8 protein-coding genes are annotated in these 15,957 nt (G+C 34.2%); all 8 read left to right on the top strand.

From position 1 onward, the window contains the following. Positions 1–198: 198 nt before the first annotated feature. The 8 genes from BUR19_RS11710 (at position 199) to BUR19_RS11675 (ending at position 15,950) form a co-directional block, all read left to right on the top strand. On the top strand, positions 199–7,881 hold the full coding sequence (locus BUR19_RS11710) for a T9SS type A sorting domain-containing protein (protein WP_074235490.1): 7,683 nt from the start codon (positions 199–201) through the stop codon (positions 7,879–7,881). A gap of 109 nt (positions 7,882–7,990) precedes the next feature. Continuing rightward, complete coding sequence (locus BUR19_RS11705) at positions 7,991–8,293, top strand: hypothetical protein (RefSeq protein WP_175565898.1); 303 nt, start codon at positions 7,991–7,993, stop codon at positions 8,291–8,293. Between the two features lie 45 nt (positions 8,294–8,338). Further along, a complete protein-coding gene (locus BUR19_RS11700) occupies positions 8,339–8,944 on the top strand; it encodes a sugar transferase (RefSeq protein ID WP_074235488.1) in 606 nt (201 codons plus the stop codon). After that, positions 8,937–9,548 carry an acetyltransferase gene (locus BUR19_RS11695; protein ID WP_074235487.1) on the top strand — a complete coding sequence of 204 codons (612 nt, stop codon included), beginning with the start codon at positions 8,937–8,939 and terminating at the stop codon, positions 9,546–9,548. Before BUR19_RS11700 ends, BUR19_RS11695 begins: the two co-directional genes overlap by 8 nt. A 111-nt stretch (positions 9,549–9,659) precedes the next feature. Further along, positions 9,660–10,793, top strand: a complete 1,134-nt coding sequence (locus BUR19_RS11690) for an aminotransferase class I/II-fold pyridoxal phosphate-dependent enzyme (RefSeq protein ID WP_074235486.1) — start codon at positions 9,660–9,662, stop codon at positions 10,791–10,793. A 20-nt stretch (positions 10,794–10,813) separates the two neighbouring features. Continuing rightward, positions 10,814–12,745, top strand: coding sequence for a polysaccharide biosynthesis protein (locus BUR19_RS11685; RefSeq protein WP_074235485.1), 1,932 nt, complete (start codon positions 10,814–10,816; stop codon positions 12,743–12,745). A gap of 42 nt (positions 12,746–12,787) precedes the next feature. Further along, a complete protein-coding gene (locus BUR19_RS11680) occupies positions 12,788–13,591 on the top strand; it encodes a polysaccharide biosynthesis/export family protein (protein ID WP_074235484.1) in 804 nt (267 codons plus the stop codon). A gap of 28 nt (positions 13,592–13,619) precedes the next feature. Next, entirely contained in the window at positions 13,620–15,950 is a 2,331-nt protein-coding gene (locus tag BUR19_RS11675) for a GumC family protein (RefSeq protein ID WP_074235661.1), read from the top strand. Positions 15,951–15,957: the final 7 nt, after the last annotated feature.

Raw genomic sequence — 15,957 nt, 5'->3', positions numbered from 1 at the left:
ATATTAAAGGCACTTTTAAGTGCCTTTTCTTGTTTTTGTATCTGTCAAAAAAATCAAACACTTATTTAAATATTCGTATCTAATTTCTAAGATTAATAATTAATTAAAAATAAATTAACTTTTTTTATATGAGTATATAAAAATTAATTAATTTAGCGCCCTCATTTCTACTTTTTTAAAATAGAACCTTATATATCGATGAAGAAAAATTTATTTAATCCACAAAACACAAAAACTTTTTACCATCAATTTTTATTACTATTAATATTATTCCTTTGCAGTAATGCTTGGGGGCAGACAACTGTTTTTAGTGATGATTTTGGATCGGTTCAGTCTGATACCTATACAACTTCGGGTGTTATAGGGACAAGTCCATGGACAGTGAATAGATCTGGCGCAGACTGGGGTGCCAGAAGAAGTTCTGCGGGACAGTTAGATGTCACAAATGACGCATCAGCAACCACCAATGTTGCTGGATGGGGATTTGCAAATGTGGCTTTAAGTAGTTTCTCGACTCCTTTTAGCTCAACCTTAAATTCTAATTCAGGTTTGGTAACTTGGACATTTAATTTTAGAACTAATAGAACAAGTGCTTTAGCTGGCTTTTCAGCAACCACTTCATATGGTTTAGCATATATTCTGGCGGGTACTTCAGCAACGGCAGGAACAGCAGGAACGGGATATGCAGTTGTAATGGGAGGAGGTTCTAATAATAATATTGCGCTAATAAAATATTCGACAGGTTTACAGGGGACAAGAACTACTATTATAGGTTACGGAAACACACCAACAAATCTTACAGATTACATCAGTGTAAAAGTTACCTATAACCCAAACGATAATACATGGAATTTATATACAAGAGATGATGGAACTACTTCATTTGCAGATCCTTCAGCAGGAACTCTTACACAAATAGGAACTTCTACTGTAGATAATACATATACAAGTACCGCAATGTCTTTTTCTGGAGCATATTGGCAAGGTAGTACAGGTGCAACACAATTTTCGACTTTCGATAATTACAAAGTAACTGTAGTATCTGCGGCAACTTGTGCCGCCCCAACTTCTCCATCAACAACTGGCGTTACTTCCAGTTCTGCAACTCTTAGTTGGACTGCACCTACCTCAGTACCTGCAAGCGGTTATCAATATTATTTATCAACAACCAATACTGCTCCAGATGCTTCTACAACGCCAACGGGAAATGTTGCTTCAGGAACATCTGTAAACGTTAGTGTTTCAGCAAATACAACTTATTATTGGTGGGTAAGATCTAATTGTAGTACTTCAGATAAAAGTAGTTGGGTTTCCGGAGGGAATTTTACAACATCACAGTTAGCTGCTTCTTTTCCTTACAGCGAAAATTTTGAAGGAACTAATGGAAACAATTGGACATTTGTTAATGGTTCTCAAACTAATAAATGGTTTGTGGGATCTGCTGTAAATAATGGAGGTTCACAATCCTTGTATATTTCCAACAATGCGTCTGGGACTACTCATAATTATGCTAATACAACATCAGTTGTACAGGTTTACAGAGATATTACAATTCCCGCAGGATCAACAAATGCAAATATAAGTTTTGACTGGAGAGCAAATGGAGAGACTTTTGGTAGCACAAAATACGATTATTTTTCAGTCTGGATTGTTCCTGCTTCATTCAATCCCACGGCTGGCTCTGTTATCACTACAGTTCCAAGTAGAATAAAAGTTGGAGATTTTAATTTAGTAAATACCTGGGGAAATTATACTAATAACTCTATTGATGTTAGCTCTTTTGCTGGTACTACAATGCGTTTAGTTTTTGAATGGCAAAATGATGGTAGTGGTGGTGCGCAAGCTCCTGCTGCAATTGATAATCTTGCAGTAACTTTACCACAAGCCTCTACAACTGTAACTCCAACCTCATTAACAGGCTTCACTGCAACAACAGCTTCTGACTCTGCACAACAAAGTTTTACAGTTTCTGGTGTTACTTTAGGAAGTAATAATATTACCATAACACCATCAACAGGTTATCAGATTTCTACAACATCAGGTTCAGGATATTCTTCTACACCTATTGTTTTAACACCGACTTCGGGAACTGTTGGAAGTACAACTATTTATGTTGTGCTTAAGAAGAATTCTACAACAGGTGCTGCCAATGGTTCAATAACAGTGAGTGCATCTCCTGCGGTAACGCCGGATAAAACGGTGAGTTTAGCAGGAACAATTAGTAAGGCGACTTTCACATCTGCGAATTCGGGGAATTGGGAAACCGCTGCTAACTGGGATCTTAACGCTGTTCCGGGTGCGGATGATAATGTGGTGATATTATCAGCGCATACTATCACTGCTACAACTGCACAAACAAGGAATTCCGGAACTACAACTACAGTTTCCGGTGTGTTAGCGACCAATGATTCTTATCTTAATAACGGAACCACAACCATTAATGGAACTTTCCAGATCAATGCTAATGGCTGGGGCGGGGGTTCTAACGATTTTGTTTATGGATCATCAGGTAATTTGATTTTCGCTCATAATAATGGCTCCGAATACGGATCAATAGATGCAACTCATAGATATTGGCCGGCAACATCCGGTCCGGTCAATGTTACAATCAATTCCAATAGTCCCATTAACTTGGGAGTTGCAAGAACAGTGACTGGTATCTTACAAGTAGCAGCAGGATTTAGAAATCTTGGAAATATTACTGTCGGTACTAATGGTACATTAAGATTGAATTCTGGCTACAGCTGGCTTAATGCCAATAGTAGTCCTGTTTATGGAACATCATCCAAATTAATTTATAATTCTGGCGGTTCTCCGGGTAGAAGTAATGAATGGACGGCTAGCACAGGAACAGTCGGAACAACAGCGGGTCTTCCTCAAGACGTACAGGTCAGCAATAATACAGCCATTAATTTTCCGAATGGAAATACTGCAACAGGTTCTGGTACAGTTGCGGCGATGGCAGGAGGCATTGTCACAGTAGACAGTGGTTCTGCTATTTATCTGGATTATGGTACGAACGGAAATTCGGCACTGATTGTCACTAAAGATTTATTATTAAACGGAAGTTTGTCATTAGGAAATGCTGAAGGCGGGAATATCACTGTTGGTGGAAACTGGACACAAGCAACAGCAGCAACTTTTTCTCCAAAAGGAAGAAGAGTGATATTTAACGGATCAGCAGCGCAAACTATTACAAAAACAGGAGGAGGAACTTTGGATTTTGACAGATTAGAAATCCAGAAAACCAATGCTACCAATGTCTCTTTGAGCAATGCGGCAGGAAATCTTACAAGTTTAAATCTTAATGGCACTAGTCTTAATGCGCTTGCTATTACAGGTTCAGGAACCGGCAGTCTAAATCTGAATGCTAATACTTTGACATTTAACAATGATGGTGGTGATATCTATGTAGACGCAGCAAAAACAATTGTGGCTTCTTCGGGTGCTGTTATTAATTTCAATGCGAATAAAAAAGTTTCTAATAACTCAGGAACAGGTAGTCTGACTTTTGCAGCAAATGCAACAATTAATATTAATAATAATGCAATAGTAGATTTCGGAAAGTCTTCCAGTACTAATATTTCTACAGTAAATGGTGTTCTTAATATCGTTGGGAATGGATCTTCGGTTACTCCAAATGGTCCGATCTATGCAACAGGTTCCAAATTAGTTTATAAAACTGCAGGAATATATGCGAGAAAAGCAGAATGGAATGCGACTTCCGGTGCAGGTTATCCATATGATGTACAGGTTACAGCCAACACAACTTTGAATTATCCAAACACAGGATCCGGTGCTTTTTCTACAGCTTTAGGAATTGCCAGAGACTTAACAATCGACAGCGGTTCCTCACTTTATATGGATTATGGTAATGGCGGAAACAAAAGTGGATCGCTTACTGTTGGCAGAAATATTGTTAATAGTGGAAGCTTATCTTTAGGAGATTTTGCAGGTGGAGATTTATCGTTAGGGGGTAGCTGGACGAGTTCCGGTACTTTTATACCGAACAACAGAGCTGTTACATTTAGTGGAAGTGATGGTAATGATCAAACTATCAATAGCGCAACAACCTTTGATTATCTTACTGTCAACAAAACAAGCACAGGAAGTGTTGTTTTGGCTGCAAGTATTATCGTTAATAAAGATTTAACTTTAACCAATAAGAGTATTGTTCTCGGAACTAATAATTTAACACTTCCAAACAATAGCTCTATAATAAACTCAAATGCTAATTCTTATATCCAAGCCATAGGAACAGGTCGATTAATACGTCAGAATGTAGATGGAACCAAAGATTGGGTATTTCCAATGGGTGTTGCTGCCGCTGGTAGATATGCACCGATTACTATTAAAAATTTATCAGGAACAACAGATTTGTCTGTCAATGTCAGTACATCAATTACTCCTACTGTTTCTGATGCAACCAGAGTATTAAGCACAAAGTGGTTAATTGCAACAACAAATAATGTTACTGCTAATATCTACACGGAATGGCAAGGTGTTGCAGCAGAAACCAATAGTATGACAATCCCAGCAACTGGAAGTTTAGCAACGACTGTTGGTGGAGCACCTTATACTTTTTACAATGTAAATCTGGTTGCAAACAACACCACTGCTACAGCTGTTAGTCTATCCAATACCGCAGCGAACGGAATTGTAATCGGTAATGATAATGCAATTTCAATAGCAAATGACGAATGTTCTGGCGCAATTAATATAACTGTAGATGCAGTAGCGGTTTCCGGTTCAAATAAAGGTGCCACTTCAAGCTCTGGTTTTAGTGCTTCTCCGTGTTCATCTAGTAGTAATAGTAGAGATGTGTGGTATAAATTTACTACGTCAAATGAGGGGAACTATAAAATAACTGTTTTCAAATCAACGGGTACAGGTGCAATGTCTGACCCTGTATTAGATTTAAGATCTGGAACTTGTGTAGCATCTGTAAATATCGGATGTTCTGATGGACTTGGTGATGAAGTTGTAACGTTATCTTTAAATGCTAATACTACTTATTATTACAGGGTTTTTAATTATGGAAGTGCTACCGGCGATGGATTCTTTACAACATCTGTATCAACAGTTCCAACTGTTATCGTCAATCCTATAGCTTTAACTTACGGAGATGTGACTTACAATACAACGTCTGATAAAACATTTACGGTTAAAGGTAATTTCTTAAATCCGGCAAATGATAATATATCAATAGCTTCTTTATCGGGTTATGAATACTCTTTAGACGGTGTTGCGTATTCAACTTCACTTACTCTTCCATATACAAGTAAAACATTGGCAGAGACAACTGTACATGTAAGATTTAATCCGACATCGGCTTGTACAGATTATAATGGAAACATTTCAGTTTCCGGAGGTGGAGCAACTACAGCCAATATTGCTGTTACAGGAAGAGGGGTAATCCAGGCGCCTACTGCGAATACAGCTACAGATATTACAACTAATTCTTTTGTTGCAAACTGGACGACGGTGAGTGGTGTAACAGATTATGAGTTGGATGTTTATACAAAAGGAATTGTTTCCAATACAGTTTTGAATGCTACTTTTGATGATGTTACCGGAGCAAGTGGTAATACAGGAGGTAATGATGGGCAATGGAGTGGAAGTATTGCTTCTGCAACAGTTCCGGCCGCTTACACAGCCGCAGGATGGGCTCTTACAGCTGCAAATGGAGCAGATAAGAGTTTAAAAGTGGGCTCGGGGAGTACTTTAGGAGTTCTTACAACACCTGACTTAGTTATTAATGGTTCAGGAACATTGACTTTCCGTGCAGGTGCTTGGAATGGTACTTCTGAAAGTACGTCATTAAAATTATCAGCTACTAATGCAACACTTGATTTAGCAACTGTTACTTTGGTAAAAGGCAGCTTTAATACATACACTGTTCAGGTTACGAATGTAACAGGAAATGTAAAAATTAGTTTTACAGGAGGAGGAGCTGCTACTACTTCAAGATTCTTTATTGATGATATTAAAGTAGTGACATCTGGCATCGGAAATATTCCAATTGCTGGCTCAACATTTACAGTCTCCGCTCCCGCAACTAGTAAATTAATTAATGGACTTACACAAGGACAAACTTATTATTATAAAATAAGAGGTATAAACGGAACTTGTAAATCAGCAGATTCCAACGAAATAGAAGTAACTACAAATAATACCATTATCTGGAACAATAATGCTTGGACCAATACAACAGGGCCAGATACAACTTTAGATGCAATTATCAGAACACCTTATTATGTGAAAGCTAATGCAGATGAGTTCGCAGTCCATAATTTGACAATAGAAAATACAGGTTTACTGAAAATTAAAACTGGTCACGGAATTACAGTAAGTGGTGATATCATAACACCAGATAATAAAATAATTATTGAAAGTGATGCAAGTCTTACTCAGACTAAAATTGCTAACGGAAACAGTAACAATAAAGCTATTGCGAAAAGAAATGTAAAAATGAAAACTCTTGATTATACTTATTGGAGTTCTCCTTTACAAGACCAGGTATTGCTCAATACAACTAACGTGAATGCTGCAAACAGTAGTGGTGGTTTCTCTGCAGGAACTCCAAATAATAGAACTTATGAATACAATGAGGTAACAGATAATTTCAAGGCTACAACCAATGCAACATTTGTTCCTGCAAAAGGTTATGCAATTAGAGGTAAATCAACCTATGGAACTGTACTTGCAATGGATTCTTTAACTTTTAGTGGAAATCTTCATAATGGTGATTATTCCATCCAAATCCAAAAATCTAAGAATACAACAGGTACTGGAGGTGTGATTTATGAGCATGGTTATAATTTGATTGGTAATCCTTATCCTTCTAATATTAATTTTATCAATTTTTATAATTTAGATCAAGGAAATGGCAATAAAAATAGTGATGTAATCTATGGAAAAGCATGGTTCTGGACCAACTTCTCTGCAAGTGGCACGCAGGCAGGTTCATCTTATGCTGGTAACAATTATGCTACTATTACGCTTGCTGGTGGGACATCTCCTACCAGTGTAGATTCTGCTGAAGGAAATCCAATGCCTAATGAATTCATAAAAGTAGCACAAGGTTTCATTGTGCAGATGAAAGGGACGCCTCCAACAGGAACTACACCTAATCTTGGAATTGTTAAATTTGATAATTCAATCAGAACCAACAATAATACGGGACATTTCTATAACAATAATAAAAATGCTGATGAAGGAATCAATCGTTACTGGGTTAAGATAGTTTCTCCTTATAATATTGCGAATACAATTTTGATAGCTCATATGGATGGTGCAACAAACAACTATGATCCTGATTATGATGCTGAATTGTTAGCAGTAGGTGATGATTCATTCTACTCAAAGGTTAATGCCCAAAAACTACAAATCCAAGCTAGAAATAATCCATTGAATAACGAAGATGTTATTGTATTGGGAACTAAACATGCAATGAGTGGACTTTATAAAATAAGTTTGGGTAATAGAGAGGGCGTTTTTGCTGAGAATCAAAAAATCTATTTGAGAGATAAGCTAACAGAAACTTATACAGATCTTACGATTCAGGATTATTCATTCAATGCAAATCAAGGAATAGATGATAACAGATTTGAAATCGTGTATAAAAATAAGGAGGTTTTGGGAACTGAAGGTATTGGAAAATCTGACTTCCTGGTATATAGAGACGGAAATAATTTTGTTGTAAAATCATCCAATAATTTGGGTAAGGTTGAGCTGTATGATGTAACTGGAAAACTGGTACAATCAAGATATTCTTCGGACAAAGAAGTTAAATTTGACAGTTCTGTACTTATTTCAGGAGTATATATCATAAAGGCTGAAAATTCTGGAAATATCAGAACGAAAAAAATAATTAAGTAAATAATTCTTAAAAGTATTGTTAATATTATTTAATGTTAATAATTTTAAGGATTTTGTTAAATTTTTATATCTTTACAACCTGAAAAATATGTTTAGTTTTAAACCATCGATGAGAAAATATTTGATCTTAATATACCTGAGTTTAAGTATAATGTCTTTTGCTCAATTTAAGGAGAATGCTTTTGATAATGAGCAATCCAAAGTTAGTCAGGAAAATGCTGTTAATCAAACTTCAGCATTTGAAGAAGAACCAACAACAGCATCAGCATTACCTCCAGGTGGTGAACAACCAGAAGGTCCAGGTAACCCTGGTGAACCGGTCCCTATTAATGGATTTGTTCCGGTGTTGTTATTAACTGGTATTATGTTAGCCATATATTATCAAAGAAAAAAGAATAAAATTAATATTTAAATTTTTAAATCCGAAATTTCAATAATTTCGGATTTGTTTTACCTGATGTATAAAATTTTCATAAAACCTTTGTTTGATTTTGTTTTTGCGTTTTTACTTGTTCTGATGCTATCTCCTGTATTTGTAATAATAATTATCTTATTATATTTTTTTAATCAGAAGAATGTGTTTTTTTTACAAGATCGTCCGGGTAAAAATGAAAAGGTTTTTAAAATTATAAAATTCAAGACCATGACGGATCAAAAAGATGAGTTTGGTAATCTTTTATCCGATGAATTGAGACTTACAAAGTTAGGTAAGTTTGTCAGAAAAACTTCTTTAGATGAGTTACCACAATTAATCAATGTTTTAAAAGGCGATATGAGTTTTATAGGTCCAAGACCTCTCTTGGTCCATTATCTCCCATTGTATAATGATGAGCAGAAAAAAAGACACAATATAAAACCAGGTATTACCGGCTGGGCTCAAGTCAATGGACGTAATGCAATTACCTGGCAACAGAAATTTATATTTGATGTTTATTATGTGAACAATTTAAGCTTACTTTTGGACTTAAAGATATTTTTATTGACCATAAAAAAAGTAATTAAAAGCGAAGGAATCAACACAGCTGGTGTAGCAACTACAGAAAATTTCAAAGGGAATGAATAAAGAAGTCTGTATTTTGGGCGCGGGAGGACACGCAAAAGTAGTAATTGAAATAGCTGAGGATTTAGGTTATAAAATTACTGGTATTTATGATCAGAATATAAATGTTACAACTATACTAGATTATAATGTCTCCAATGACATTGATTCTCTATTACAAAAAGAGAATATATTTTATGCATTTGGAAGTAATTATAATAGAAAAAGTAATTCTTTAAAGTACAAATCGGCTGATTTTAATTTGATACATCCTAGTTCTATAATATCCAGAACTGCTGTTTTTGGTCATGGTAATGTAGTGATGGCTGGAGCGGTGATTAATTCTTCTGTTCAAGTAGGTAATCATTGTGTTGTCAATACTTCTGCCTGTATAGACCACGACTGTGAAATTGAAGATTTTGTACATATTTCGCCCAACGCTGCTCTTGCAGGTAATATAAAAGTTAAAGAAGGTGCTCAGGTAGGTATCGGTGCCTCTATTAAACAAAATGTTATAATTGGGAAATGGTCTGTAGTAGGAGCTGGTGCTGTTGTTATCAATGATGTGCCTGATAATGTGATAGTAGTAGGAAATCCTGCGAAAATAATAAATAACATTCCAAAATAGTATAAATATTATTTTCTATCTGGTTAAATAATTTTCCGTAATAAAGTTAAATAATATTAACTTTGTTAATAATAAAAATGAATTTGGGCGATTCTAAATTAGTCACTATTAATGAAATCTAAAATCTGGTTATCATCTCCACATATGGGTGGAGGAGAAATGAAATATGTTCAAGATGCATTCGATCAAAATTGGGTTGCTCCGTTAGGAAAAAATGTAGATGAATTTGAAACTTCAATAGAAAATTTTCTTAATGAAAATAAGTTTGTTTCTGCACTTAGTTCGGGAACTGCAGCTTTACATTTAGCATTAGTTCAATTAGGTGTTGGATATGGAGATGAGGTAATCTGCCAATCGTTTACTTTTTCGGCTTCTGCTAATCCAATTAAATACTTGGGAGCCAATCCTGTCTTTGTTGATTCTGATGAATCTAATTGGAATATGTCACCGGTTTACTTAGAACAAGCTATCCAGGATAGAATCAAAAAAAATAAAAAACCAAAAGCCGTTATTGTTGTTCATCTGTATGGTATGCCAGCAATGATGGATGAGCTTTTGGAAGTATGTAATAAATATGATATTCCATTAGTAGAGGATAGTGCTGAATCCTTGGGCTCTACTTACAAAGGCAGACATTGCGGAACTTTTGGAGAATTTGCTTTACTTTCTTTTAATGGCAATAAAATTATTACAACGTCTGGAGGAGGTGCCTTAGTAACTAATACCAAAGAACAAAAAGATAAAACAATTTTCTTGTCAACTCAAGCAAGAGACAATGCACCCCATTATCAGCACTCGGAGATTGGATATAATTATAGATTGAGTAATATCTGCGCCGGAATTGGTAGGGGACAAATGGAAGTTTTAGAACAAAGAGTGCAAAAGAGAAGAGAAAATCATGACTTTTATAAAAGTTTATTTTCAAATATAGAAGCGGTGAATGTTTTTTCAGAAATAAGTTCAGATTTCTATTCCAATCATTGGTTAACAAGTATAACAATTAATCCTACCCTTACAGAAAAAACAAATCTGGAATTAATGACTGCATTTGCAGAAGAAAATATAGAAACGCGTCCATTATGGAAACCGATGCACCTTCAGCCAGTTTTTAAAGATTGTCCATATTATGGAGAAACTGTTGCAGAAGATTTATTTAAAAGAGGCTTATGTCTTCCTTCAGGATCTAATTTAACAAGTGATGATAAAAAAAGAATTAATGAAGTAATAAGTAAATACCAATTTTAAAAAATAACTAACCAAATAAAATGGATAAGGTTAAAAATCTTAAAAGATTTTCACTGAATGATAACGTACTGGATCTTGCGGACTTAAAATTTTTGCCAAGATGGGTCATCTTAGTTATTGATATATTAATATTGATTCTTTCTCTTACTGCGTCTCATTTACTTATAATGGGGTTAGAGGTGAAGCATTATGATGTTTTTCCTTTACTCTATGTTTTTATGTTTCTTATTTCGGTTAATGTTTTTTATATGTATATATTTAAAACTTATCTTGGAGTCATAAGACATTCTACTTTTGTTGATTTGTTTAAAATATTTCTTGCAAATCTTTGTAGTAATTTAACCATCATTATAATCAACTATACTTATTATTTTGGGTCACAGCAAAAAGTAGTATTAATACCTTTTTTGGGGTTATATTTTGCAATCTCATGTCTTTGTTTATTTGTTTTCAGACTTTGTGTGAAAGGTGGATTTAATCTCATTAAAGAAAATAAGAGAAGCCTTAGCAGAAAGAAAATTTATATACTAGGCGATGATGACTTATCTGTTGCGATAGCCCAAGTTATTCTTTCTAGTCCTAATCTTCCGTTTGATATTCAGGGTTTTATATCTTACAGTAATAAAAAAGTTAATATAAAACTATTAGATAAAAAAATTATTACCAAACAGAATTTCATTAATAATTTAAGAAATGGGATTAGTGATATTAATGGAGTTTTGGTTATAAAAGAAGCACTTCAGAAAGATGAATTAGAGTTTTGGGTTAATTTATTTTTAGAATATAATCTTAAGATTTACAAAGCGCCGGCAATGCAGAAGCTTAGGACAAACGACATTATTAATAATATCAAGACTATTCAAATTGAAGATTTGCTTAACAGAAAACAAATTAAGTTAGATAATCTTGAAGTTAAAAAAAGACACTTCCAAAAAACAATTTTAGTTACAGGTGGAGCAGGCTCAATAGGTGGTGAAATTGTAAGGCAAGTGGCACTTTTAGAGCCTCTGCAAATCATTATTTTAGATCAGTCAGAAACGCCGCTTTATGATACTGAGTTGGAGATGAGAGAGTTATATCCTCATATTAATTTTAAATTTATATTGGCAGATATCTCTAATCTTAGTCGATTGGAACCATTGTTTGCTAAATATAATTTTTCGATGGTTTATCATGCTGCTGCTTATAAGCATGTTCCACTGGTTGAAGATAATCCCCATGAGGCCGTTTTGGTTAATGTTTTAGGAACTAAAAACTTGGCTTTGCTTTCAAACAAATATAATGTGAACCGTTTTGTAATGGTTTCAACTGATAAAGCTGTAAATCCTACTAATGTGATGGGAGCTTCCAAGAGAGTGGCGGAATTATTTGTTCAATCTCTTCAGAATTTAGAAGGAAATACTACAAAATTCATCACAACGCGTTTTGGAAATGTTTTGGGATCCAATGGATCTGTCATCCCTCATTTTAGAAAACAAATAGAAAAAGGGGGGCCTGTTACAATTACTCATCCGGAAATTGTGAGATATTTTATGACCATAGCAGAAGCTTGTGAATTAGTATTGCATGCTGGAACAATGGGAGCAGGAGGTGAGATATATGTTTTTGATATGGGAGATCCCGTTAAAATATTAGAATTAGCAAAAAGAATGATTAAGCTTTCAGGCTTCGAGCCGGATATTGATATTAAAATTATTTATACAGGTTTAAGACCAGGTGAAAAATTATACGAAGAGCTTCTAAGCGATAATGCAAGAACTTTACCTACTTCTCATGATAAAATTATGATTTCTAAGGATCCGTCTATGCAATTTGCAGAAATAGATCAATTAACAGATCTTGTGATAGAATTTTCTAAAAAAGAAGAAAAGCAGGAAATAGTGAGAATACTAAAATCTATAGTTAAAGAATTTAAAAGCAATAATTCTATATATGAATCGTTAGATAAATAAGAATTCCTATATTTGCAAACCTTCAGTTAAGAATTATTATATATGAGAAGAGCTTTATCCATAATCTTTATGGCTTCATTATTTTGTGTTATATTTTCGTGCAAAGTAAAAGAAGATATTGATTACATGAAAAATATAGAGCAAACAGCAATTCAAGCATCGATACAAACATCTACTTTTACAATTCAGCCTGGAGATCAATTGATGATTTCTGTGTCGGCAAAGGATAATGATGTTGTAAGACCTTTTAATCAGAATTATTCGTCGAGTGATGTCTCTCAATTTTCATTACCGAGTAGTAATTTGCCTGTACAAGCACAAAGCTCTGTTTCTGGACCCACATATATCGTAGATTCTAATTCTAATATAGAGTATCCAATACTTGGAAAACTAAATACCACTGGAAAAACAATTGAGGAGTTTCGTGATATCTTGAAAGAAGGTCTTAAAAAGTATGTGAAAGACCCTGGAGTGAACATTCGAAATACTAATTTTAAAGTAACAGTATTGGGAGAGGTTAACAAGCCGGGAGCTTTTTTGGTTCCAGATGGGCAATCTATGACCTTGCTTGCTACTTTGGGACTGGCAGGAGATTTAACAATATATGGACAAAGGAAAAATGTATTAGTTATCAGGAATATAAATGGGGTGACTAGTAAAGAATATATAGACTTGACAAATGCTGAGTTTATTAATTCTCCCTATTATTATATGAAGCAAAACGATGTTGTATATGTTTCTCCCAATAATACAAAGAAAAATTCCTCAGCATTTGGACCGCAAGCAGGTGTATTTATATCGATAGCCTCAGTTGTTGTAGGACTTTTGGCCTTACTATTCAGATAAATATTTTTTCAGTTTCATTGATAAGATGATGGAAAAAAACACTAATAACCCCTCAGAATTTGATATTCACGCAGTACTAAAACCTTACCTGTCAAAATGGTACTGGTTTCTTATTGGTGTTTTTATAGCATTGGTATTAGCCTTTGCCTATATAAAAACATCTCTGCCAATATATAATGTGAGAAGTGCAGTACTTATAAAGGATGCCAAAAAATCACTCGGAGCAAGTGTAGGTGATGTTGGTGTTTTGGAAGGACTTTCCGGCTTTGGTGGGATGAGTACTAATAGTATTGAAAATGAGTTAGAAGTTTTTAAGACAAAAAAATTAGCAAGAGATATAGTTTCTAATAATCAACTGCAAGTTTCCATATATCAAACCAATGATATTGTTGAAAAAGAACTTTTTGGTGATACCTCTCCGGTAGCCATTCATATAATCAACGAAAAGAAAAATAAAAAGTTCCCAAAAGAACCTTTTTTATTGCGTTTTGAAGATAGTCAACCTGTTTTAGAATCAGAAGAATATAACATTTCTCAAAAAGTTGTCTTTGGTAGATATATCAGTTTACCTTTTGCCAATATAATTATTGCAAAAAACAGGTTATTTGATTCTGAAAAAGTGGGTAAGATTGGTAATCAATTTAAAATTTATTTCAATACGTTAGAGGGTGCGGCATCTTCTATACAAAGGTTGGTGCAAGTAGATCTAGCCGACAAAGATGCTACAATAATTAATTTGTCTCTTAATTATCCACAAACTGATAAAGCAAAAAAAATTCTGAAATCTTTAATCGACTCTTATAATAAGGATGCTATTTTAGACAAAAATTCTGAATCACAAAAAACAAAGGAATTCATTGATCAAAGAATTGTAAAAATCTCAAGAGAGTTAGGAGATGTAGAATCTGAAAAAGAAAAATTTAAGACAGATCATAAAATAACAGACCTGATGACAGAATCGAAGATCAATCTTGAGAGTTCTTCGGATGCGAGGAAAAAGCAGCTTGAATTAGGGGCGCAGTTTGAATTGAATCAAGATCTTATATCTTATCTCAACAGGCAGAACGGCTATCAAGTTCTTCCTATTAACATTGGGTTGGATAATAGTGAATCCAATAATAATATTGCAGCATATAATAAACTTGTAATAGAAAGGAATAGATTGTTGGAAAATGCCACACCGCAGAATCCTATCGTATTAGATATTACGCAACAGATTGATTCTATGAAAAAATCTATTGAAGAATCCTTGAAAAAAAATAAAGTTGCTATACAATTGGCGCTTGATGAGTATATAAGTGAGCAGAATAATATAGGATCGAAGATTACGAAAATACCTTATCAGGAAAAACTTTTCCGAAGTCTGGAAAGGCAACAGCAAATCAAAGAGAATCTTTACTTATTACTTCTACAAAAACGTGAGGAAACGGCAATTTCTTTAGCCGTTGTTGCACCAAAAGCGAGAGTCGTAGAACCTGCATTTGTTTCTGATAAACCTGTGGCACCTAAGAAGATAATTATATTATTATTAAGTCTCGTCTTCGGATGCCTGTTACCATTTGTAATAATTTATTTAAAGGAACTATTCAATACCAAAATTAGTTCAAAAGATGATCTTAAGTTATTAACCAAAATTCCTATAGTTGCAGAGATTCCCGCTATCAGTAAAAATATAGATCATCTGGTTAAACGAAATGATTTTTCTCAATTAGCAGAATCTTTTAGGATCTTAAATACAAATATTGATTTTTTATTACCAAAAAATGCTGATAATAATGTTATTTTTGTGACATCTTCTGTTAAAGGTGAGGGTAAAACATTTGTATCAATGAATCTGGCTTTAACTCTTACTAACTCTAGTAGGAATAAAGTTGTTATTATAGGCACAGATATTAGAAATCCACAACTCCAACGATACAATGATGGTGTTAATCCAGGGAAAGGTCTAACGGAATATTTGTACGATGATCACATTACTGTCGATGAGATTTTATTCAAAAATCCAAGTAACGATAAGTGTGATATTATTTATTCAGGGACAATTCCACCTAATCCAACAGAATTACTTACAAATGGAAGGTTAGGGATGTTATTAGAAGAGCTAAAAGTAAGGTATAATTATATTATTGTAGACACAGCTCCATTACTTTTAGTAACGGATACTTTTACTTTTGTAAAGCACGCAGATCTTGAGCTATATGTTACAAGGGCTAATTTCACAGATAAGAAACTTATAGAATTTGCAAACGACTCTGTTGAGACAGGGAAATTAAATAATGTGGCATTTATACTAAATGATGTAACAAAGCAAAACTTTGGCTATGGCAATAAGTATGGCTATGGCTACAACAACAAATAAATTACTT

Source organism: Epilithonimonas zeae (assembly GCF_900141765.1).
GTDB classification, from domain to species: domain Bacteria; phylum Bacteroidota; class Bacteroidia; order Flavobacteriales; family Weeksellaceae; genus Epilithonimonas; species Epilithonimonas zeae.
Note: the sequence above shows the minus strand (reverse complement) of the source record. Positions and strands in the feature narration are given on the sequence as shown.

Coding starts and splice junctions, on each gene's coding strand:
- BUR19_RS11710 (WP_074235490.1), top strand. CDS start 199: ATGAAGAAAAATTTATTTAATCCACAAAACACAAAAACTTTTTACCAT.
- BUR19_RS11705 (WP_175565898.1), top strand. CDS start 7,991: ATGAGAAAATATTTGATCTTAATATACCTGAGTTTAAGTATAATGTCT.
- BUR19_RS11700 (WP_074235488.1), top strand. CDS start 8,339: ATGTATAAAATTTTCATAAAACCTTTGTTTGATTTTGTTTTTGCGTTT.
- BUR19_RS11695 (WP_074235487.1), top strand. CDS start 8,937: ATGAATAAAGAAGTCTGTATTTTGGGCGCGGGAGGACACGCAAAAGTA.
- BUR19_RS11690 (WP_074235486.1), top strand. CDS start 9,660: ATGAAATCTAAAATCTGGTTATCATCTCCACATATGGGTGGAGGAGAA.
- BUR19_RS11685 (WP_074235485.1), top strand. CDS start 10,814: ATGGATAAGGTTAAAAATCTTAAAAGATTTTCACTGAATGATAACGTA.
- BUR19_RS11680 (WP_074235484.1), top strand. CDS start 12,788: ATGAGAAGAGCTTTATCCATAATCTTTATGGCTTCATTATTTTGTGTT.
- BUR19_RS11675 (WP_074235661.1), top strand. CDS start 13,620: ATGGAAAAAAACACTAATAACCCCTCAGAATTTGATATTCACGCAGTA.